Annotated in this window: 21 protein-coding genes; all 21 read left to right on the top strand. The window is 54.9% G+C overall.

Annotated elements, in window-relative coordinates; translation table 11 throughout:
- The 21 genes from rsmB to ylqF all read left to right on the top strand — a co-directional run bounded on the left by rsmB (nt 1) and on the right by ylqF (nt 20,814).
- On the top strand, nt 1-1,341 hold the full coding sequence (rsmB, locus tag I4V53_RS00825) for a 16S rRNA (cytosine(967)-C(5))-methyltransferase RsmB (protein ID WP_195983523.1): 1,341 nt from the start codon (nt 1-3) through the stop codon (nt 1,339-1,341).
- 26 nt (nt 1,342-1,367) lie between these two features.
- Entirely contained in the window at nt 1,368-2,405 is a 1,038-nt protein-coding gene (gene rlmN / locus I4V53_RS00820) for a dual-specificity RNA methyltransferase RlmN (protein ID WP_502709347.1), read from the top strand.
- Nucleotides 2,383-3,111 carry a Stp1/IreP family PP2C-type Ser/Thr phosphatase gene (locus I4V53_RS00815; RefSeq protein WP_195983521.1) on the top strand — a complete coding sequence of 243 codons (729 nt, stop codon included), beginning with the start codon at nt 2,383-2,385 and terminating at the stop codon, nt 3,109-3,111. The genes rlmN and I4V53_RS00815 overlap by 23 nt, the downstream gene beginning before the upstream one ends.
- A 21-nt stretch (nt 3,112-3,132) precedes the next feature.
- Complete coding sequence (gene pknB / locus I4V53_RS00810) at nt 3,133-5,202, top strand: Stk1 family PASTA domain-containing Ser/Thr kinase (protein ID WP_195983520.1); 2,070 nt, start codon at nt 3,133-3,135, stop codon at nt 5,200-5,202.
- A gap of 5 nt (nt 5,203-5,207) precedes the next feature.
- On the top strand, nt 5,208-6,095 hold the full coding sequence (gene rsgA / locus I4V53_RS00805; protein WP_195983519.1) for a ribosome small subunit-dependent GTPase A: 888 nt from the start codon (nt 5,208-5,210) through the stop codon (nt 6,093-6,095).
- Nucleotides 6,080-6,724 (top strand): thiamine diphosphokinase, encoded by a 645-nt coding sequence (locus tag I4V53_RS00800; protein ID WP_207747801.1) that lies wholly within the window; start codon nt 6,080-6,082, stop codon nt 6,722-6,724. Before rsgA ends, I4V53_RS00800 begins: the two co-directional genes overlap by 16 nt.
- 73 nt (nt 6,725-6,797) lie before the next feature.
- A complete protein-coding gene (locus tag I4V53_RS00795) occupies nt 6,798-6,971 on the top strand; it encodes a hypothetical protein (protein ID WP_195891801.1) in 174 nt (57 codons plus the stop codon).
- Nucleotides 6,972-7,227: 256 nt separating this feature from the next.
- A complete protein-coding gene (locus I4V53_RS00790; protein ID WP_195983518.1) occupies nt 7,228-8,766 on the top strand; it encodes a DUF3794 and LysM peptidoglycan-binding domain-containing protein in 1,539 nt (512 codons plus the stop codon).
- Nucleotides 8,767-8,826: 60 nt separating this feature from the next.
- The gene (gene spoIVA / locus I4V53_RS00785; RefSeq protein ID WP_195983517.1) at nt 8,827-10,305 is read left to right on the top strand and encodes a stage IV sporulation protein A; all 1,479 of its coding nucleotides are present in this window, start codon (nt 8,827-8,829) and stop codon (nt 10,303-10,305) included.
- Between the two features lie 249 nt (nt 10,306-10,554).
- A complete protein-coding gene (locus I4V53_RS00780) occupies nt 10,555-11,403 on the top strand; it encodes a sulfide/dihydroorotate dehydrogenase-like FAD/NAD-binding protein (protein WP_195983516.1) in 849 nt (282 codons plus the stop codon).
- A complete protein-coding gene (gene gltA, locus I4V53_RS00775; protein WP_195983515.1) occupies nt 11,396-12,787 on the top strand; it encodes an NADPH-dependent glutamate synthase in 1,392 nt (463 codons plus the stop codon). Before I4V53_RS00780 ends, gltA begins: the two co-directional genes overlap by 8 nt.
- A 210-nt stretch (nt 12,788-12,997) precedes the next feature.
- Nucleotides 12,998-13,348: an Hpt domain-containing protein gene (locus I4V53_RS00770; protein WP_195983514.1), complete on the top strand. Its 351-nt coding sequence runs from the start codon at nt 12,998-13,000 to the stop codon at nt 13,346-13,348.
- Between the two features lie 14 nt (nt 13,349-13,362).
- Nucleotides 13,363-14,469 (top strand): HD-GYP domain-containing protein, encoded by a 1,107-nt coding sequence (locus tag I4V53_RS00765; RefSeq protein ID WP_286166971.1) that lies wholly within the window; start codon nt 13,363-13,365, stop codon nt 14,467-14,469.
- A gap of 115 nt (nt 14,470-14,584) precedes the next feature.
- Nucleotides 14,585-14,956 carry a hypothetical protein gene (locus I4V53_RS00760; protein ID WP_195983513.1) on the top strand — a complete coding sequence of 124 codons (372 nt, stop codon included), beginning with the start codon at nt 14,585-14,587 and terminating at the stop codon, nt 14,954-14,956.
- 26 nt (nt 14,957-14,982) lie between these two features.
- Nucleotides 14,983-15,546 carry a site-2 protease family protein gene (locus tag I4V53_RS00755; protein ID WP_195983512.1) on the top strand — a complete coding sequence of 188 codons (564 nt, stop codon included), beginning with the start codon at nt 14,983-14,985 and terminating at the stop codon, nt 15,544-15,546.
- An 85-nt stretch (nt 15,547-15,631) separates the two neighbouring features.
- Nucleotides 15,632-17,473: a TIGR03960 family B12-binding radical SAM protein gene (locus tag I4V53_RS00750; protein ID WP_195983647.1), complete on the top strand. Its 1,842-nt coding sequence runs from the start codon at nt 15,632-15,634 to the stop codon at nt 17,471-17,473.
- The gene (locus tag I4V53_RS00745; RefSeq protein ID WP_195983511.1) at nt 17,460-18,122 is read left to right on the top strand and encodes a TIGR03936 family radical SAM-associated protein; all 663 of its coding nucleotides are present in this window, start codon (nt 17,460-17,462) and stop codon (nt 18,120-18,122) included. The genes I4V53_RS00750 and I4V53_RS00745 overlap by 14 nt, the downstream gene beginning before the upstream one ends.
- 175 nt (nt 18,123-18,297) lie before the next feature.
- On the top strand, nt 18,298-18,642 hold the full coding sequence (gene rplS, locus I4V53_RS00740) for a 50S ribosomal protein L19 (protein ID WP_195983510.1): 345 nt from the start codon (nt 18,298-18,300) through the stop codon (nt 18,640-18,642).
- Nucleotides 18,643-18,717: 75 nt separating this feature from the next.
- Nucleotides 18,718-19,314 (top strand): signal peptidase I, encoded by a 597-nt coding sequence (gene lepB, locus I4V53_RS00735; RefSeq protein WP_286166970.1) that lies wholly within the window; start codon nt 18,718-18,720, stop codon nt 19,312-19,314.
- Nucleotides 19,315-19,347: 33 nt separating this feature from the next.
- The gene (gene lepB / locus I4V53_RS00730) at nt 19,348-19,920 is read left to right on the top strand and encodes a signal peptidase I (RefSeq protein ID WP_286166969.1); all 573 of its coding nucleotides are present in this window, start codon (nt 19,348-19,350) and stop codon (nt 19,918-19,920) included.
- Between the two features lie 21 nt (nt 19,921-19,941).
- Nucleotides 19,942-20,814 (top strand): ribosome biogenesis GTPase YlqF, encoded by an 873-nt coding sequence (ylqF, locus tag I4V53_RS00725; RefSeq protein WP_195983509.1) that lies wholly within the window; start codon nt 19,942-19,944, stop codon nt 20,812-20,814.
- The last annotated feature ends 9 nt before the right edge of the window (nt 20,815-20,823 follow it).

Below are 20,823 nucleotides of genomic sequence, written 5' to 3'. Positions count from 1 at the left end.
ATGGCGGATGCAAGAGCAGCCGCGCTGGCGGCTTTGCTGCATGTGGATGAAAACGAGGGATATTCCAACCTGGTGCTGGATAAAACCCTGGTCCAGTTTGCGTTGGAGCCGCGCGACGCGGCTCTGGCGTCCGCTATTTTTTATGGCGTGCTGGAACGCCGCCTGACGCTGGACTATCTCATCGGCTGTTTTTCCAAAACGCCGGTGCTGAAAATGACGCCGCAGGTGCGGGAAATTCTGCGCATTGGCGCGTATCAGATTTTATATCTTGAAAAAATCCCGCACAGCGCGGCAGTAAACGTCTCTGTAGAGCTGGCGAAGCAAAATAAAGCTGTAAAGGCCGCGGGCTTTATCAATGCGGTGCTGCGGAATTTGATCCGGAGTCTGGAAAACCTGCCGATGCCTTCAGAAAAGAAGAACCCTCTGCTGTATCTCAGCGTCAAGTACTCCTGTCCGCAGTGGCTGATTGCTCTGTGGCAGCGTTCCTATGGGGCGGATTGCGCCTTGCAGCTGCTGGAATCTTTGGCTGGCCATCCGCCGGTCTACATCCGGCTGAATAATACAAAAGGCGATGAGGCATACTTACTCCAGCAGCTGATGGAAGAAAATGTAAAGGTGGAAGCCGTTACAGGGGTTCCGTGTGCTGCCAGCGTGCAAAATACCGGTTCTATTGGGAAAATGCAGGCTTTTCAAGATGGATTGTTCCATGTGCAGGATCTTTCGTCCCAATTATGCGCGTGTCTGGTTGGCGCGCAGCCGGGGGAGCGGGTGATCGACGTCTGTTCCGCGCCCGGCGGCAAGGCGTTCACCATCGCGGAAACCATGCAGAATCGGGGGACTGTGCTGGCCTTTGACAAGTATAAAGGAAAAGTCCGTTTGATCCGAGACGGCGCGCAGCGGCTGGGGCTGGATTGTATTAAAACCGGGATACGGGACGCGCTGCAGCCAAAGGAGCCTTTGGAGCCGGCGGACCGCGTCCTGTGCGATGCGCCCTGTTCCGGGCTGGGAATCATCCGGAGAAAGCCGGAAATCCGCTATAAATTGGAATCCACTCTTGACAGTTTGCCGGATTTGCAGTACGGTATTCTGAGTAAAACCTCGGAATTGGTAAAAAAAGGCGGATTTCTGTTTTATTCCACCTGCACCCTGCGTCCCAAAGAGAACGCGGGGGTTGCGGAGCGGTTTTTAAAAGAGCATCCGGAGTTCCGCCCCAAACCGCTGTCCCTGCCGCAAAATTTGCCGCATGCGATCCCGGAGCCGGCGTACCAGCTCACTCTGATGCCGCATGTACATGGGACGGACGGCTTTTTTATTTCTTCCTTTCAAAGGGTAGGAGAATGAACTTGAGTTTACAGGACATCAAATCGATGACGCTTGCGGAGATCAGGGAGGCGTTCACCGCGGACGGCCTGCCGTCTTTTCGTGCTTTGCAGGTGTATAAATGGCTGCACCGCGGCGTGAAATCCTTTGAGGAAATGTCGGACCAGTCCAAGGCGTTTCGTCAGACGCTTGCGCAGCGCTACTACATAGCGGTGGCGGAGGTTGCCCAGCGTCTGGTTTCCAAGCTGGACGGCACCGTAAAATATCTGCTCCGTCTGCCCGACGGGGAGCACGTGGAGTGCGTGCTGATGGAGTATCACCATGGCTATTCCATCTGTATTTCGAGCCAGGTGGGCTGCAAAATGAACTGTTCTTTCTGTGCAACGGGAAAAAGCGGCTTTTCCCGCGACCTAACGCCCTCAGAGATGCTGGCACAGGTGCAGGCGGCGCAGGAGGACCGGCAGGTCCGCATCTCCAATATTGTTTTGATGGGGATGGGGGAGCCGCTGGACAATTACGAAAACGTGCTCCGCTTTTTGGAGCTGGTCTCTTCAGACGACGGTATGAACATCGGTATGCGGCATATTTCCCTTTCCACCTGCGGTATCGTGGACCGGATTTATGATTTGGCGGACCGCAGGCTGCAGCTGACCCTCTCCGTGTCCCTGCACGCGCCGAACGACGCGATCCGTTCCCGGACCATGCCGGTTAACCGCCGGTGGAACGTGGAAGAGCTGTTGAAGGCCTGCCGTTATTATGCGGATACAACCGGGCGGCGCATCTCCTTTGAATATGCGATGATCAGCGGCGTCAACGACAGCGCGGACTGCGCAAAGGAGCTGGCGCGCCGTCTGCATGGGATGCTCTGCCATGTCAATTTGATCCCGGTCAACGAGGTGCAGGGAAACGGGTACCGGAAAAGCTCCCAGGAGCAGATACAAAGGTTTATTAAAATCCTGTCCGAAAAAGGGATCACCGCGACTGTGCGGCGGACGCTTGGCTCGGATATCAACGCTTCCTGCGGGCAATTGAAACGCAGATATCAGGAGGAGGTGGCCGGTATTGAAAATCTACATGAAAACTGATATCGGCCTGGTACGCCATTCCAACCAGGATGCGGTAAAGGCGGGCGTGCTCTCCGGTAATACGGCGTGGGCAGTTGTGTGCGACGGAATGGGCGGTGCGAACGGCGGCAATATCGCCAGTGCGATCGCTGTGGATAAAATATCGGAGCAGATTCTTTCCTCGGGCAGCGAACATATCAGCGACCAGTCAATTAAAAACCTGATGATTTCCGCAATATTCAACGCCAACGTGGCGATCTACGACCGGGCGCAGGAGGAAGAGCAGCTCAAGGGGATGGGTACAACAGTCGTTGCGGCAATTGTCTCGCGTGGGATTGCGCATATTGCGCACGCGGGGGACAGCCGGGCGTATATGATTGGATCGGACGGCATCCGGCAGATCACGACCGACCATTCCATGGTGCAGGAATTGATTAACAGCGGGGACCTCACCACACAGCAGGCCAGGCGGCACCCGCAGAAGAATATAATTACCCGCGCGCTGGGTGTGGAATCCGGTATAGAGATCGATTACTGCGAATGTAAATTTACCAAGGACGACATCCTGCTGCTGTGCACGGATGGATTAACCAACTATGTGGATGAAGAGCAGATGGAACGGCTGGTCCGGGAACTGGATACCCGGCTGCTTCCGGAACGGCTGGTGGAACTGGCCAAAGCCGGCGGCGGCGGAGACAACGTCACCGTAGCCGTCATCCGACACTAACTGTATTGGAGTTGATGTTGCATGGATAAGTATACAGGAAAAAGGCTTGATGGGCGTTATGAAATTCATGAATTGATCGGCGTGGGGGGAATGGCGTGGGTCTACCGCGCATATGACATTATTGACGATCGGACGGTCGCGATCAAAATCCTGAAGGACGAATACCTGGAGAACCAGGATTTTATCCGCCGGTTTAAAAATGAATCCAAAGCCATTGCGGTGCTTTCTCACCCCAATATTGTAAAGGTGTATGATGTCAGCTTTGGAGACCGCATTCAGTACATCGTCGAGGAATATATCGACGGAATTACGCTGAAGGAATACCTTGACCAGCAGCGGGAGCTCAAGTGGAAGGAAGCAATCCATTTCACCGTGCAGATCCTGCGCGCGCTGGAGCACGCCCATAGTAAGGGCATTGTGCACCGCGATATTAAGCCGCAGAATATCATGCTGCTGCAGGACGGCGCCATCAAGGTGACGGACTTTGGCATCGCGCGGTTCTCCCGCAGTGAGACGCGCACCATGACCGACAAGGCGATCGGTTCCGTGCATTATATCGCACCGGAGCAGGCGCGCGGCGACGTAACCGACGACAAGGCCGATATTTATTCGGTCGGCGTCATGCTGTATGAGATGTTGACCGGCACTTTGCCGTTTGAAGCGGACAATGCGGTATCCGTTGCGATCATGCAGCTGCAGGCGGACCCGAGACCGCCCAGGGACATCAATCCCGCCATTCCGGAGGGGCTGGAAGAGATCACCATGAAGGCGATGCAGAAGAACCCCTCGCAGCGCTATCAGTCTTCCTCGGAGATGCTGGAGGACATCGAGGCGTTCCAGCGCAATCCCAGCATTAGCTTCCAGTATAAATACTTTATCGATGAAAAGCCGACCAAATATGTCAATGCGGTCAGTTCTGTGCGCAACGGCAAGCTGGCGGCTTACAACGACAACTACGAATACGAGTACGAAGAAGAGGAGCCGCCGCGCAGGAAGCAGCAGAACAGCAAGAAACCCATGATGGCAATGCTGGGCGTTCTGGCGGCCTTCCTGATCGTGGCGCTCAGCATTGGCGTTGCGGCGATCTTCCGGAGTTGTAGCACGACGGAGTCAGACACGATCGAAATGCCAAAGTTCGTCGGTATGAAATACAGCGATATACAAAACGACGAGACCTACAAGTTTAAATTTACTATTGAAACCAAGGAGGATTCCACACAGGAATCCGGTATCGTCCTGAGTCAGAAGCCCTCGGAGGGGATGATGGTCAAAGAGGACGGGGAGGTCATCCTGGTGATCAACAGCGGCGCAAAGGCTGTGCCGGTCCCGGACGTCACGAACCGTTTGCAGGCGGATGCGGAAAAACGTCTGAAGGACGAAGGATTTGTCGTCAGTGTCGTGGAAGTTTTCAACGACCAGACCGCGGAGGGCTACGTCTGCGATATGGAGCCGAAGGGCGGCGCGACCGCTCCGGAGGGAAGCACCGTCAAAATCCTGGTCAGCAAGGGCCCGGAGAATGAACAAATCCCGGTGCCGTCTGTGATCGATAAGAATATCGAAGCAGCGAAGGCGGATATTCTCGCTGCCGGTTTGCAGGTGGGAGAGGTCACGATGAAGGACGACAGCGACAAGCCGGAGAATACCGTCATTGAGACGAATCCGCTGCCTGGCGTCCCGGTCGACAAGGATTCCAAAGTCAACCTCGTGGTCAGCTCCGGCAAGCAGTCGGAAAAGACGCTGGAGGCGAATATCCATCTGCCGCAGAGTGTTACGCACGATATCCAGCTCAAGGCCTATCTGGATGGAACCGTGATGGACGACGGCATCAAGACGGTGAATCCGTCTTACAATAACCTTTGCACCATTAAAGTGACGGGCACCAGCGGCCAAAAAACGCTTGTCGTGGAGCTGGACGGCAGCAAATATGCGGTGTTCATTATGGACTTCGATACAGGCAAGCCCAGTCAGGTGGAGAGTTATCCGTATGTTCCGCCGGTGAATTCTTCCAGCCCGGAGGGCGACGGAACAGACACGGACTATGGACTGGATGGCGACTTCCCGACCCATCTGCCGATTACACCGACGGAATGAGCGTGATGGAACAGTTGAACGGATTGATTATGAAAGGGATCGGCGGCTTCTACTATGTAGAGGCTGCCGATCAAATCTATACCTGCAAAGCCAGGGGCGTTTTCCGCAAAAAAGGGATGACGCCATTTGTGGGGGACCGGGTGGAGATCAGCGTAGACCCGGACGGGACGGGCCTGATCGAGTCCCTTCTGCCGCGCAAAAATTTTTTGACGCGTCCGCCCGTTGCCAACATCGACCAGGTGATCGTAGTGACTTCTGTGTGCGATCCCTCCCCGAATCCTTTGCTGATCGACAAGGCCGTGGCAGCGGCGGAGGATAAGGAGATCGAGCCGGTTGTGGTTGTCTCTAAAACGGACCTGCAGGACGGCGAGTGGCTGCGTGAAATCTATGAAAAGGCGGGCATTCGCTTCTTTACGGTTTCTTCCGTAACGGGAGAGGGCGTCGCGGAGGTCCGCGCTTTACTCAAAGGGAAAATCACTGCGTTTACGGGGAATTCCGGTGTGGGGAAATCCTCTCTGCTCAACGGCGTCGATGAGACGTATGCGCTTCAAACGGGCGAAATCAGTCAGAAGCTGGGGCGGGGCCGCCATACGACCCGGCAGGTGGAGCTGCTAAAACTGGCGGGGGGCGGCTATGTAGCGGACACGCCGGGCTTTTCCTCCATCAACATGGAGCAGTGCGATCTGATCCGCAAGGAGAACCTGCAGTTCAGCTTCCGGGAGTTTGCGCCCTATTTAAACGCATGCAAATTCCCGTCCTGCTCGCATACCTGCGAGAAAGGCTGCGCGGTGCTCGAGGCGGTTCGGGAAGGGGTAATTCATCCCAGCCGTCACGAGAGCTATGTGGCGATGTATAACGAAGTAAAGGACCTGAAGGAATGGGAAATGAAATAAAACGCTGTATGATTATCGGTTCAGCGCCGCTGGCGGACAAAACGGTTTTCGAGGAATATCCGCCGGAATCCTTCTATATCATCTGCGCGGACGGCGGTGTGGACACAGCGAAAGCGTATGGCCTGCGGCCGGATCTGTTGATCGGCGACTTCGATTCCCTGCGGGGCGAGCTGCCGGAAGGAATTGAAACGATCCGCCTGAAACCGGAGAAGGACGATACCGATATGATGGCGGCGGTCCGGGAAGGGCTGCGGCGCGGTTTCCGGGAATTTGTACTGGCCGGCGCGCTGGGCGGGGAGCGGTTTGATCATTCCATCGCCAACCTCTGCGTGCTGCAGTACCTGGCGGAACAAGGCTGTCATGCGGTGCTGGCGGACAGAAACACCAGTGTGCTCCTGCTGAAAAGCGGGCGCATGGTTCTGCGTGGATTAGCCGGCGCGACCTTTTCCGCGTTTCCCTTTGGCTGCGCCGTCTGTACGGTAAGCTATGAGGGGATGAAATACCCGCTGGATGAGTACCCGCTGCGTTCTAATTTCCCGCTGGGCTGCAGCAACCAGATCATCAACGATCCGGCGCAGGTCATCGTGCACAGTGGAGACGCGCTGATTGTCATCCAGAAGGACGCATAAATTTATTTGGAACCAATTTTCCGCCCCGTGTATATACTGCTAATAAGACATAAGAGAAACGGGGCGATGGAAAATGCGTTGCAAAGGAAACTGCTGCTTTAAAGGCAATACCTGCTGCAGAGTGGGGCAGTATGCCATAGCGTTTGGACTGGGCCTCGTATGCTCTTGCTTCTGCCCGATCGGCCTGATCATGTTCGTTGTAGCGATCATTATGGTTGTGCTGGGCGTAGCGCTCCTTCGGAGCTGAACATAATTGGGAGGTTTTCGTCATGAAAGTAGTCGTTGTCAAGGGTTCCAAATTCTGGGGATTTGTACTTCGCAAAATGTTCCATATTAAAAAGGAACAGTGACGAACCGGCCGGCTGGAAACAGCCGGCTTTTTGTTTTTAGGCCCGCCGCGGGGATTTTCTCCGCGGCGGGCCCAATTTGTTTCTGCGGAAAAGCATAAAATGGACAGGAGCCGAATAACAATTAGACAGAAACAGGAAAAGGAGAGAGCCTGAATGGATTATATGCTTAACCGTGAGGCGTTGGCCGCCGGCGAAATCATTTATGACGGATGTCAGGAGCAGCCGGTAGACCTTGACATCAGCCTGCCGGATTACTGCCCGGACATACAGCGCATCCTGAAGTGCCAGGTCTATCCCCGCATCACGGGGAGGAATGTCATGGGGGACCGCCTGGAGCTGGAAGGAACGTACAATGTCAAGATCTTTTATCTGGACGCGGGGGGAAACACCCTGCGGTGCTGTGAAAACAGCAGTTCATTCTTCGCCGCCATTACCATGAAGCAGGCGGTGGACCACGCGCATGTCTGCGCGTTTACCCGTGTGGAGTATATCAATTGCCGCGCGACCAGCCCGCGCCGCCTGGATATCCACGGAGCCTTCTCCGTTTGCGCCAAGGTGATTGGGCGGACAGAGAGCGAGGTGGTCTGTCACATTGACAGCGACGAGGTGGAGCAGCAGAAGCGTTCGATGCCATACAGCCGCATCGCCGGATTCTGCGGCCAGCAATTCAGCGTGGAAGAGACGCTGGAATTGCCGTCTTCCAAGCCGGGCGCGGAAAACATCCTTCGTTCCACCGCTTACGTGAATCTGCAGGATTCTAAGCTGGTGGCAAACAAGCTGATGGTCAAGGGCGAGGTCAACCTGAAGATTCTGTATTCCTCCGTGCTGGACGAAAGCATGCTGGAGCTTATGGAATATGCGATTCCCTTCAGCCAGATGCTGGATTGCAATGATCTGACGGACGATTGCCTCTGTAACGTCAAACTGAGCGTCGCGGGACTGTCCATTCAGGTGAAAAACGATTACTCCGGAGATAAGACTTACTTTGAGTCGCAGGTGAATCTGTACGCCGAGGCGGTCGCCTACCAGGGCGCGGAGGTCACCGTCGTGACGGACGCCTATTCCAAAGAATATGAGCTGGAAATCGGCTATAAGCAGAAAACTGTGGAAAAAGTGGTGGAACTGCTGAGCGATTCCATTTTGCAAAAGAACAGCATTGCCCTGGAGGACACCGGTATTACCAAGGTGTTTGACATCTGGAACGAACTATCCGCGGTCAACGCTGCGGAGCAGGACGGCCAAATCGTCTTTAAGGGAAAATTCAATGTCTGTATCCTGGCTGCAAACCAGGAAAACCGGCCGTTTTACACCGAGCGCATGCTCGACTTTGAATATACGCACCCGTGGGGCGCGGAGAAGCCCAAAGGCGTTCGCTGCGCGCCGGAGCTCAGCGTAGCGGGCATCAGCTACCGCATCACAGGCGGCGGGATAGAGGTCAAGACGGAGCTGCGGCTGAGTACTGAAGTCACCAGTCAGAGCAGCTTGAAGATTATCTCCGACGTACGGGCGGACGAAGACCGGCCGCGTGCAAAGGATACTTCCGCCGCGCTCAGTATTTATTTTGCAGACTCAGGCGAGAGCCTGTGGAACATTGCCCGGACGTACTGTACGTCCGTCAGTGCCATCCAGCAGGAAAACGACCTTGCCGGCGAGTTTGTTGAGAACAGGGGGATGCTGCTGATCCCAATGTAAGGACTCGCTGATTCACGCAAAGCATCGTTTACAAAATTCTCTGCCTGAGGGGGAGGTACAATGGAAGAACGCAATATTTACAGCGATATCTCGGAACGAACCAACGGAGATATCTACATAGGGGTTGTCGGTCCGGTCAGAACCGGCAAGTCTACCTTTATCAAACGGTTCATGGATACCATCGTGATTCCCAACATCGACGGGAGCTACAAACGGGACCGCGCCATCGATGAAATGCCCCAGTCCGCCGCGGGCCGGACCATCATGACCACAGAACCAAAGTTTATCCCGGAGCAGGCGGTTAAAGTGCAGGTGGATGGAAGCGCCAGCTTTGCCGTCCGGATGATCGACTGCGTCGGTTATATCGTCCCCAGCGCGCTTGGCTATGTGGAAGGCGATATGCCGCGCATGGTGATGACGCCCTGGTACGACGAGCCCATTCCATTCAATATGGCGGCGGAAATCGGCACGAAAAAGGTCATTACGGAGCATTCCACCATCGGCCTGGTGGTGACAACGGACGGCAGCATCAGCGACATCCCGCGCGAAGAATATGAGGAAGCGGAAGAGCGCGTGATTTCGGAGCTGAAGGATATCAATAAGCCGTTTATTGTGCTGCTCAACTGCACCTATCCGAATTCGGAGGAATCGCTTTCCCTGGCGTCTGCCATGCAGAAAAAGTATGAGGTTCCGGTGCTGCCGGTCAACTGCATGGAACTGGAGGAAGCGGAGATCCGGACGATCCTTTCCAAAATCCTGTTTGAGTTCCCAGTCAAGGAGATCCGGGTCGATATGCCGCACTGGGTTTCCTCTTTGGAGAAAAACCATTGGCTGCGCTCATCCGTGTATTCCACCATCCAGCAGGCGGCGGCAAAGATTTCCCGCATCCGCGAGGTGGAGGGGATCATCGACGAGGTCAGCAAGTGCGAATATGTGTCGTTTGCCAAAACCAGCTCGGTGGCTTTGGGGACCGGGCATGCGCGCATCACCGTCGCCCTGCAGCAGAACCTGTTTTACAAAGTGCTGGGGGAGAAAACGGGGCTGGCAATCGAAGATGAGGGCGCGCTGCTGGACTGCATGATGAAGTTTGCGGAGATGCAGAAGCAGTATGACAAGATCAAGGACGCCTACGAAGAGGTCCAGAATACCGGCTACGGCATCGTTATGCCCGGCATCGAGGAGCTTTCCCTGGAGGAGCCGGAGATCATCAAACAGGGCGGCAAGTACGGAATTCGCCTGAAGGCGGCCGCACCTTCCATCCATATGATGAAGACGCGGATTACCACGGAAGTCACGCCGATTGTCGGCTCGGAACAGCAGTCGCAGGAACTGGTGATGTATCTGCTCAAGGAGTTCCAGGAGAACCCCGGCAAGATCTGGGAGTCCAATATCTTTGGCAAGAGCCTGCATGAGCTGGTCAATGAGGGGCTGCACAACAAACTGTACCGCATGCCGGTGGACGCGCGCGACAAGGTGCGCGAGACGATCGAGCGCATCATCAACGACGGATGCAACGGGCTGATTTGTATCATCCTGTAACAGGCCGCCGTATCAAAAGGATGGTCCGGGCCGCGGAGCCCGGACCGTTTTTTCTTTTATGGGTTAGCCGTCGTGCAAGTGAACAAAGTGAATCCTTCATGGTGGAAGCGCTTTGTTGGAAAATAATAGAAACTATCACATTTTCACGCTTTAGCAAATAAAATATTGAAAAGTGCTGGTAAATCGTATATAATATTTGGCATATACTTTTACAGGACTATATATTGAGGAAGATAGGGATGTGTTAGCATGTTTTCGATCGTGGAGAAGCGCAGGTTGAACGATTCCATGACGCTGATGTCGGTGGAAGCGCCGTTTATCGCCAGAAAAGCGCAGGCGGGCCAGTTCATCATTCTGCGTGTAAACGAATACGGGGAAAGAATTCCGCTGACAATCGCGGATTATGACCGCGAAAAGGGAACGATTACCATTATATACCAAAAGGTGGGCAAGACCACCCTGCTGCTGGATACGCTGGAGGTCGGCGACGCGATTCTCGATTTTATCGGCCCGCTGGGCAAGGCTTCCGAGCTGGAGGGCCATAAAAAAGTAGCGGTGATCGGCGGCGGCGCGGGCTGTGCCATCGCGTATCCGCAGGCCAAAGCGTTACATAATATGGGCGTCCAGGTGGATATTATTGCGGGCTTCCGCTCCAGGGATATTATCATTCTGGAAGAAGAAATGCGTGCCGTCTGCGACAATCTGTACCTGATGACAGACGACGGTTCCAACGGCCACAAGGGCTTTGTCACTGCTGCTTTGCAGGAAAACATTGACAATGGTGCAAATTATGATTTTGTTATTGCCATTGGCCCGCTGCCGATGATGCGCGCGGTCTGCAACCTGACCAAAGAGCAGAATATAGAAACCATGATCAGCATGAACCCGATTATGATCGATGGAACCGGTATGTGCGGCGGCTGCCGCCTGACGGTGGGAGGGGAAACCAAGTTCGCCTGTATCGACGGGCCGGACTTTGACGGCCATAAGGTCGATTTTGACGAAGCGATGAAGCGCCTGCGCACCTATGGGGAGCAGGAAACGGAAGCGACGCGCGAATTCAACTGCCATCTGATGGAGGGTGCGAAGAATGCCTAATATGACTTTGAAGAAGACGCCGATGCCGGAGCAGGCGCCCGACGTCCGCAATAAAAATTTTGAAGAGGTTTCACTGGGATACACCGACGAAATGGCGGCGGAAGAGGCGCAGCGCTGCCTGAACTGTAAGAACAAGCCCTGCGTGTCCGGCTGCCCGGTCGGCGTGCCGATTCCGGAGTTCATCGGCCATGTGGCCAAGGGAGAGCTGGAAGAGGCGTACCGGACCATCAAAACCATGAATTCCCTGCCGGCAATCTGCGGACGCGTCTGCCCGCAGGAAAACCAGTGCGAGCACAACTGCGTGCGCGGAATCAAAGGCGAACCGGTCGGCATCGGCCGATTGGAGCGTTATGTCGCGGACTGGCATATGAAGCACTGCACGGAAAAGGTGGAGAAAATCGCTTCCAACGGGCATAAAGTGGCGATCATCGGCGCGGGTCCCGCGGGTTTGACCTGTGCGGGCGATCTGAATGTGCTGGGCTATGAGGTCACGATCTTTGAAGCGCTGCATACCGCCGGCGGCGTGCTGATGTACGGTATCCCGCAGTTCCGTCTGCCCAAAGAAATTGTGCAGAAAGAGATTTCCGGCTTGGAGGAGCGCGGGGTGGAGATCAAGACCGATATGGTCATCGGCAAGGTGCTTTCCGTGGACGAGCTGTTTGAGATGGGCTATGAGGCGATTTTTATCGGCACCGGCGCGGGGCTGCCCAGCTTTATGAATATTCCCGGAGAGAGCCTGGTGGGGACCTATTCTGCCAACGAGTTCCTGACCCGTGTGAACTTGATGAAGGCCTACAAGCCGGAATATGACACGCCGATTATCCGTCCGAAGAACGTGGCGGTGGTGGGCGGCGGCAACGTTGCAATGGATGCGGCGCGCACCGCCAAGCGGCTGGGCGCGGAGAACGTTTATATTGTCTACCGCCGTGCAGAGGAACAGATGCCCGCCCGGAACGAGGAGATCCACCACGCAAAGGAAGAAGGAATTATCTTTAAGCTTCTGTGCAATCCCGTTGCGATCCACGGCGGCGAGGACGGCAAAGTCCGGGCGATCGAGTGCATCGAGATGGAACTGGGTGAGCCGGATGCCTCCGGGCGCCGGAAGCCTGTCGCAAAGGATGGCTCCAACTTTGAGCTTCCAGTCGACTGTGTGGTGATGGCGATCGGCAACAGCCCGAACCCGCTGATTCGCTCCACGACGGAAGGGTTGGAGACAAATAAAAAGGGCTGTCTGGTTGTGGATGAAGAAACCATGAAAACCACGCGGGAAGCGGTCTATGCGGCGGGGGATGCCGTCAGCGGCGCGGCCACGGTCATTCTGGCAATGGGCGGCGGCAAGGATGCTGCAACTGCCATCCACCGGTATATACAGGAAAAAGCGTAATACGCTGCAGGCGGGAAATCCCCCGCCTGCTTTTTCTTTTTAAGATTTTGTTAATAAATGCTAAAAAGGAAATAGATAGAAAGAATTTGTTTGTGTTTTATCAGGTTTCGATGTATAATGAAAAAGCCAAAAATGACCCAGCGCCATTGGTTTATTACATAAATTGTAGGTAATCGCATTATTAAAAATGAGGGAAGGAGCGATTGTCCCATGGATTTTCAGGAGGCTATGATTCAGCTGCAGGTGGATGAAAAAACGCTGCTGAACCGTTTTTCCGGCAATCGTGCGCTGATGGAGCGCTTTATCCGGAAATTTTTGCAGGATAAGACCTATGCGGAGCTATGCGAGGCGAACCGTACCGGAGATGCGGACGGAATGCTTCGGGCAGCACATACGCTCAAAGGAATTTCCGGAAACCTGGGGATGGACGCGCTTTACCGCCTCTGTTCCCAAATGGTGGAGGATTTGCGGGCCGGTCGGCTGGAACATATTGAAGAACGTTTTACATCGATCCGGCAGGAGTACGAACGGATCATCCGGTGCCTTGCGCTGCTGGACTGAAAGGGGTAAACAAATTGGACGCGAAAAGTCTTCCCGTCATTTTGATTGTAGACGATATTGAACTCAACCGCGTAATCCTTTCAGAGGCATTCGACGGGCTATATATGGTTCTGGAGGCGGAGGACGGCGAACAGGCGCTGGAATTGATTGAGAAAAATCTGGATCAGATTTCTGCAATTCTTTTGGATTACATCATGCCGAAGGTGGACGGTTTTCAAGTGCTGGAAACCATGAACCGCCGGGGCTGGATCAAGCGGATGCCCATTGTAATGATTTCCTCCGACGATTCCGACGAGCAGGTTTTGAAGGGTTATGAGCTCGGCGTTTCTGACTTCATCGGCCGGCCGTTCAGCGCCAGTATTGTCCGCCGCCGGGTGGCCAACCTCATTGATTTGTATCGTCACCGCGACCATTTGGAATACCTGGTGCAGAAGCAGACGCAGAAGCTCAAGCAAAGCAACCTGTTTATGATCGACACCCTGAGCACGGTTGTGGAGTTCCGCAACGGAGAATCCGGACTGCACACGCGCCGGATCCGCTGCGTTTCCGCACTGCTGCTGCAGGAGCTGGCCCGGCGCTATCCGGAGTACGGATTGACGGAGGATATTATTGAGGAAATTTCCAACGCGGCGGTTTTGCACGACATCGGTAAAATCGCGGTGCCGGAAAATATCCTGAACAAACCCGGCAAATTGACGACGGAAGAATTTGAGGTCATGAAGGCGCACACGGTCAAGGGCGGAGATATCCTCGGGGATATCGAGCATATCCACGACCAGACCTATATCCGCTATTGCTTTGACATCTGCCGCCACCATCACGAGCGCTGGGATGGACGGGGCTATCCGGACGGCCTTGTGGGGGATGCGATTCCATTGAGCGCACAGGTGGTTTCGCTGGCGGACGTCTACGATGCGTTGACCAGCAAGCGGGTGTACAAGCCCGCCTATTCGCATGATAAAGCGATTCAGATGATCCTGAACGGGGAATGCGGGATGTTTAATCCCCGGATTCTGGAATGCTTGCTGGCATACGAGGACCGCATTGAGCAGGAAATCCAGAAGCTGCTGGAGGCGGAAGCGGGCGTCATGGACGGCGGCTTTCTAAAGGAAGCTAAATAAACAGGATACAAATTTACAACCGTTCCCAATTTTGGGAGCGGTTTTGTGATTTTCGGGCCCTGTGTGTCATATGATGAATAGACAACCTTTGCAGAAAGACACAGGGGGAACGAAAATGAACGAATTTTATGAGGAAGAATACAAACGGGACTTGCTGGAGCAAGATCGGGAGAACTTGGGGGAAGACCCTTACGACCAGCGGACGGTTCGGAGCAAGGCGAAAAAAACCAGTTCCTGGCTGTTAACCATCGTGCAGATATCGGTCTGCGCACTGCTGATCGTGGCGGCGCTGGTACTGAAAGCTTTTGGCGGGGAATGGTACGATACGGTGCGGGACTGGTACATGAAAAACGCATCTAACTCAATTGTTGCGGAGGAGCAGATCGATCAGGTCAAGACCAAGGTTTTGGAGCTGATCCCGCCGGTTTCCTCGCCGCCGGAGGAATCCAGCTCGGAAGCGTCCGGATCTGAAGCGTCCAGCCAATAATGGTCTTTACAATAGGAGGCTGCCGGGTGCAGGTGGGATTCCTGTTTGTGGCGGCGGTTGCATTTTTTCTGTTAGTGGATACGGGCGGCATGGCGTTGCCGGGAATGCTGGCGACGATCCTGCACGAGTGCGGGCATATGGCGGTTCTATGTGCCGGCGGCCATGTGCCGAAACGCATCTGCCTCAGCCCGTTCGGTGTGGATATTGTCAAGCAAGGTGGAGAGACCAGCTACCCGCGGGAACTGATTCTGTCTCTGGCGGGGCCCTGTGTAAACCTGCTTTTGCTGGCGGGCTGCTTTTTGACGGGAAACGGCGGTACTAAATTTGCAGCGGCTAATCTGCTCATCGGCGCTGTGAATTTACTTCCGGTAGGGCCGCTTGACGGCGGGCAGGCTCTCTATGCGCTGCTCTGCATGCGGTATCCGGAAGAGAAAGCAGAGAGAATATCGTCCGTGCTTTCGTTCCTGACGCTGCTGCCGCTGGCAGTTGCGGGCTTCTGGCTGCTGCTGCGCTCCCGGTACAATTTTTCTTTGCTGCTGATCAGCTGTTACCTGATGCTCCTGCTTTTGCTTAAGAGAACCCGGATTTAGGTTGCAAAGCGTCCTTCGGGGAAGTATAATAAAATTCACGGCTTGCGGAAGCGGCCGGAGTATTTCCCCGGAGGATAAATGTTTGGTGAATCAAAAGATAGAACGGCTTCTGGCGCAGGTGCAGAAGCCGGGAAGATATGTGGGCGGGGAGTTAAACGCCGTCATGAAAGACCCGCGGGAAGTGGACGTGCGTTTCGCGTTCTGTTTTCCGGATACCTATGAAGTGGGGATGTCCCACTTGGGCATGAAAATTCTGTACAGCCTGCTGAATGAAAAGGAATATATCTGGTGCGAGCGCGTGTTTGCTCCCTGGGTGGATATGGAACAGCAGATGCGGGACCATGGGGTGGAGTTGTTTGCACTGGAAAGCGGGGACAGTCTCCGCCAGTTCGACATCCTCGGCTTTACGCTGCAATACGAGCTGAGCTACAGCAATATTTTGAATATGCTGGAGCTGGCGGGGATTCCCTTGCGCTGCGAGGATCGGCCCGGTTTGGAACACCTGGTGGTCGCCGGAGGGCCCTGCGCCTGTAATCCGGAGCCGCTGGCGGATTTTGTCGATCTGTTCTTTTTAGGCGAAGGCGAGGAAGTCGACCTGGAAGTGATTGACCTGTACCGTGCCTGCAAAAAGGAGGGCCGTTCCAAACGGGAGTTCCTGTTTGCAGCCGCACAGATTCCCGGCGTATATGTACCGTCGCTCTACACGGTCACATATCGCGACGATCAAACCATTGCGGCGGTCACGCCGGAGGCGGGCGTGCCGGCAAAAGTGACAAAGCGCCTGATGCTGGATATGGACCAGTCTTATTTCCCGGACAAGTTCGTTGTGCCTTATATTGAGATTGTCCACGACCGCACGGTAGCAGAGGTGTTCCGCGGCTGTATCCGCGGCTGCCGGTTCTGCCAGGCGGGCTTTATCTACCGCCCGGTGCGGGAAAAATCGGTGGAGGTCGTCAATCAACAGTGTTTCGATCTTTGCAGCAATACGGGCTATAACGAAATTTCCCTTTCTTCGCTCAGCACCAGCGACTACACAAAGCTGCACCCCCTGTTGGACCGCCTTATGGAATGGACCAAGGAGGACAAGACCAGCGTTTCTCTGCCGTCCCTGCGGGTGGACGGTTTTACAGACGAGCTGACAAGCAAGATCAAGACCGTCCGGAAGAGTGGCCTGACCTTTGCGCCGGAGGCCGGGACGCAGCGTCTCCGCGATGTGATCAATAAAAACGTCAAGGAAGACGAGTTGATGAAGACCGTCAACATGGCGTTTTCCGGCGGGTGGAGTACGATTAAACTGTACTTTATGATTGGACTGCCGACGGAGACGCTCGAGGACGTGGCGGGCATTGCGGAGCTGGGGCAGAAGGTGGTAAATGCGTATTACGCGAACCCGGACAAACCTAAGGGCCGCGGCGTGTCCGTGACGGTGAGCGCTTCTTCCTTTGTGCCCAAGCCTTTTACGCCGTTCCAGTGGGAGCCGCAGGATACCATTGAGACGCTGCGCCAAAAGCAGAAGCATCTGGTTAACTCCGTCACAAGCCGCAAGGTAACGTGCAACTACCACGACGCGGACACCAGCTTTATGGAAGCGGTGTTTGCGCGCGGCGACCGCCGGCTGTGCGCGGTTTTGGAGAAGGCACACGAGCTGGAATGTAAATTCGACGGATGGAACGATTATTTTTCCCTGTCCAGGTGGCGGGAAGCGTTCGCCGCCTGCGGTGTGGAACCGGAATTCTACGCCAACCGCCGCCGGAGCTTTGACGAGGTTTTGCCGTGGGACCATCTGGACTATGGAATCCGTAAGGAGTTTTTAATCCGGGAATGCCAGAAAGCCTATGCGGATACGACCACGCCCAACTGCCGGGAATCCTGCTCCGCCTGCGGCGCGGCCTGCTTTAAAGGAGGAATCTGCCATGAGGCCCGTTAGAATCTGGTTCCGGAAGGTGGGGACGGCCCGGTATATCTCCCACTTGGATTTGAATCGCTGTATGGCCCGTGCGATCCACCGGGCGAAAATTCCGCTGTGGTATACGCAGGGCTTTAACCCGCGCGCGTTTTTGACGTTCGCGCTGCCGCTTTCGCTCGGTGTTGCCGGGGAGCGGGAGAGCGTGGACATCAAGCTGGACGACGAGGGAACCATGACCAATGAGGAGATCATCGCGCGGCTGAACGAAGCGCTTCCGGACGACATTCCGGTGTTTGCCGTTACGGAACCTGTCATGAAGCCCGGGAAAATCGCCTACGCCTCCTATGAGCTGACGCTTGACCCGGAGGGGCGGGACGCGGAGGAGACCGCTGGCCGGATCGCAGCGCTGCTCCAATCGGAAACGCTGGTGGTGCCAAAGCACACCAAAAGCGGCTTTGTGGATTTTGATATCCGCCCATACCTGGACCATGTAAAAGTTTTTACCGAGGACAGCCAGGTCCGGATCTCCGCAATTTTGCCCGCGGGCAGCACGATGAATGTCAATCCAACCCTTATGCTGGATGCGGTGAAGGCGGAACTGGGGCTCGACCTGTACGCGCAGATTCGCCGGACCGATTTATATGATGAAAACCTGAAAAACTTCGCGTAATACGCAAAAAAATCTTGCGCCTTTTGGCGGATTGTGGTATGATATATAGGCATTTGGAAACCGCCGCGTTATTCGGTGGGGTTCAGTGCCCGGAAATTCCGTGACATTGAAGCGGACAGTCCTCTGCCGGTTCAAACCTGGCATGAATGTTCTGATTATTAGGAGGAAATAACAAATGGACGCATTGAAATTAATTGCACAGGATTCTGTTAAAGCGGAAATGCCGCAGTTCGAAGTCGGCGATACCATCCGCATCGACGTAAACATTCGTGAAGGCGAGCGCGAAAGAATCCAGGTGTTTGAAGGCACCGTCATTGCCCGCAAGGGCAGCGGTATCTCCGAGACCTTCACCGTCCGCCGTGTATCCTACGGCGTCGGCGTGGAGAGAGTTTTCCCGCTGCATTCCCCGAACGTCAAAGGCGTAAAAATCATCCGTAAAGGCCGTGTGCGCAGAGCGAAGCTCTACTACCTGCGTGACAGAGTCGGTAAGGCGGCAAAGGTCAAGGAGCAGCTCAGATAAGATAACGCGTAAGCAAAAGGGACAGAATCTGTCCCTTTTTTCTTTATCATCATAGAAAAAGGTGATTTCATGCTAATGTGGTCTGTTACAGAAGAAGAGCCGGAGGAAGTGCAGGCAGCGGATTCATCCGCTTCGGGGATGGGAAAAGGAACGAAAAGCTGCTATGAGTGGATGGAAGCGATCATTCCCGCTCTGATCCTGATCATGGTGTTCTTTACTTTTGTCATCCGCAGCATCACCGTTTCCGGGCCTTCGATGATTCCCACGCTGGAGGACCAGTATAAGGTGTGGGTTTCCTGCATCGGCTATACGCCCCATCAGGGGGATGTGGTTGTGGTGGACGGCGCGGGAACCGCGCTGAACGAAGTCATCGTCAAGCGCGTGATTGCGACGGAAGGCCAGACGGTTGATATTGACTTTATGAACGGAATCGTGTATGTGGACGGCGAACCGCTGGATGAAAGCGCCTATATTGAAAACGGCATTACCCGGAACCAGTACGATGTGGAGTTTCCCCAAACGGTACCGGCCGGCCATGTGTTTGTATTGGGTGACAACCGTCCGGTCTCCATGGACAGCCGCGATTCCATGGTTGGAATGATCGACCAGAGGTATATCATCGGGAAGGTGCAGCTGGTCTACCAGCCGTTTTCCGAATTCGGCAGGGTTTAAGGGACGTACAAAGGGAAATGAGGATGGTTTCTGTTGAACAGCCAGGAGAAAAGAAAAGTCCGCAGAAGGCGGAAGGGACGGATGGTCGCGCACTGCTACGAGTGGATGGAAGCGTTGATATCCTCTCTGATCGCCGTGATGCTTTTGTTCACCGTGCTGTTTCGTGTGGTCAATGTAAGCGGCCCCTCCATGCTGCCCAATCTGCATAACGGCGATCACGTCTTGCTGACCAGCTATTTTTACCAGCCGCAGCCGGGCGACGTTGTGGTCATTATGCACACGGCGAAGCTGGCTGATCCAATCATAAAACGTGTCATTGCGACAGGCGGGCAAACAGTGGACATCGATTTTGAGGCCGGACGGGTCTATGTGGATGGGGAGCTGTTGGACGAAAGTGATTATATACGCAACGGAATTACTACTCAGCCGTCCGACTACACGTACCCATTTACCGTTCCGGAGGGACATTTATTTGTTTTGGGCGACAATCGTGCGGTTTCCAACGACAGCCGGAGCAACGAAGTCGGTACGATCGATGAGCGGTATGTTTTGGGAAAAGCGGAGATCATTGTATTTCCGTTCAACCGGTTTGGAAAGATAACGTAAAAAGCACAAACGGAGGAAGATATGAGCGAAGCACAGTCCATCCAATGGTTTCCGGGCCATATGACCCGGACCAAACGGCAGATTGAAAAAAGCCTGAAACTGGTAGACGCAGTGGCGGAGATTGTGGATGCGCGGATTCCCGTGAGCAGCCGCAATCCGGTTCTGGACAAACTGATTCAGAACAAGCCGCGCGTCATTTTACTCAACAAATGCGATATGGCGGACTCGACCCAGACCAGCCGCTGGATCGCTCATTACAAGGCGCAGGGCATCCCGGCGATCGCAGTGGACTGCCGTACCGGCAAGGGCCTGAATGGGTTTATCCCGCTGGTGCGCGAGGTGCTGAAGAACCGCATCGCCGCCTGGGAGGCGAAGGGGATGGTCTGCCGCCAGATCCGCGTGATGGTGGTCGGCGTTCCCAATGTGGGGAAAAGTTCCTTAATCAACAAGCTGTCCAAGGGCGGAAAGGCCAACGTGGAAGACCGCCCGGGCGTAACGCGCAGCAACCAGTGGTTCACCATCGCAAAGGGGTTCGAGCTTTTGGACACCCCCGGCGTACTGTGGCCAAAATTCGAGGACAAGGAAGTCGGGGAGCATCTGGCGTTTACCGGCGCGGTCAAGGATGCGGTGCTGGACACCGAGCATCTGGCGTCCCGGCTGCTGGAGGTTCTGCGGGACGCTTACCCGGAGGCTCTGTGCCAGCGCTATAAACTGGACGGGCTGGATCTTGAAGCGTTAAAGGGCTATGAGCTGTTGGAGCAGGTTGGCCGTAAACGCGGTATGCTGGTTTCCGGCGGCGAAATCGATACGGAGCGCGCTTCCATCGCGGTGCTGGACGAGTTCCGCAGCGCCAAGCTGGGGAAGATCACGCTGGAGCGTGTGGACAGGTCCTGAATACAAAGA

Source organism: Clostridium sp. D33t1_170424_F3 (genome assembly GCF_015667585.1).
Taxonomy (GTDB): domain Bacteria; phylum Bacillota; class Clostridia; order Oscillospirales; family Acutalibacteraceae; genus Anaeromassilibacillus.
The sequence above is the reverse complement of the archived record's forward strand: the minus strand, read 5'-3'. Positions and strand labels throughout refer to the sequence as shown.

Bases quoted from the DNA above. Each gene is read 5' to 3' on its own strand.
- rplS (WP_195983510.1), top strand. From the start codon at position 18,298: ATGGACGCATTGAAATTAATTGCACAGGATTCTGTTAAAGCGGAAATG.
- gltA (WP_195983515.1), top strand. From the start codon at position 11,396: ATGCCTAATATGACTTTGAAGAAGACGCCGATGCCGGAGCAGGCGCCC.
- rlmN (WP_502709347.1), top strand. From the start codon at position 1,368: ATGACGCTTGCGGAGATCAGGGAGGCGTTCACCGCGGACGGCCTGCCG.
- I4V53_RS00780 (WP_195983516.1), top strand. From the start codon at position 10,555: ATGTTTTCGATCGTGGAGAAGCGCAGGTTGAACGATTCCATGACGCTG.
- I4V53_RS00770 (WP_195983514.1), top strand. From the start codon at position 12,998: ATGGATTTTCAGGAGGCTATGATTCAGCTGCAGGTGGATGAAAAAACG.
- rsgA (WP_195983519.1), top strand. From the start codon at position 5,208: ATGGAACAGTTGAACGGATTGATTATGAAAGGGATCGGCGGCTTCTAC.
- I4V53_RS00760 (WP_195983513.1), top strand. From the start codon at position 14,585: ATGAACGAATTTTATGAGGAAGAATACAAACGGGACTTGCTGGAGCAA.
- I4V53_RS00800 (WP_207747801.1), top strand. From the start codon at position 6,080: ATGGGAAATGAAATAAAACGCTGTATGATTATCGGTTCAGCGCCGCTG.
- lepB (WP_286166970.1), top strand. From the start codon at position 18,718: ATGTGGTCTGTTACAGAAGAAGAGCCGGAGGAAGTGCAGGCAGCGGAT.
- I4V53_RS00790 (WP_195983518.1), top strand. From the start codon at position 7,228: ATGGATTATATGCTTAACCGTGAGGCGTTGGCCGCCGGCGAAATCATT.
- ylqF (WP_195983509.1), top strand. From the start codon at position 19,942: ATGAGCGAAGCACAGTCCATCCAATGGTTTCCGGGCCATATGACCCGG.
- I4V53_RS00795 (WP_195891801.1), top strand. From the start codon at position 6,798: ATGCGTTGCAAAGGAAACTGCTGCTTTAAAGGCAATACCTGCTGCAGA.
- rsmB (WP_195983523.1), top strand. From the start codon at position 1: ATGGCGGATGCAAGAGCAGCCGCGCTGGCGGCTTTGCTGCATGTGGAT.
- I4V53_RS00745 (WP_195983511.1), top strand. From the start codon at position 17,460: ATGAGGCCCGTTAGAATCTGGTTCCGGAAGGTGGGGACGGCCCGGTAT.
- spoIVA (WP_195983517.1), top strand. From the start codon at position 8,827: ATGGAAGAACGCAATATTTACAGCGATATCTCGGAACGAACCAACGGA.
- pknB (WP_195983520.1), top strand. From the start codon at position 3,133: ATGGATAAGTATACAGGAAAAAGGCTTGATGGGCGTTATGAAATTCAT.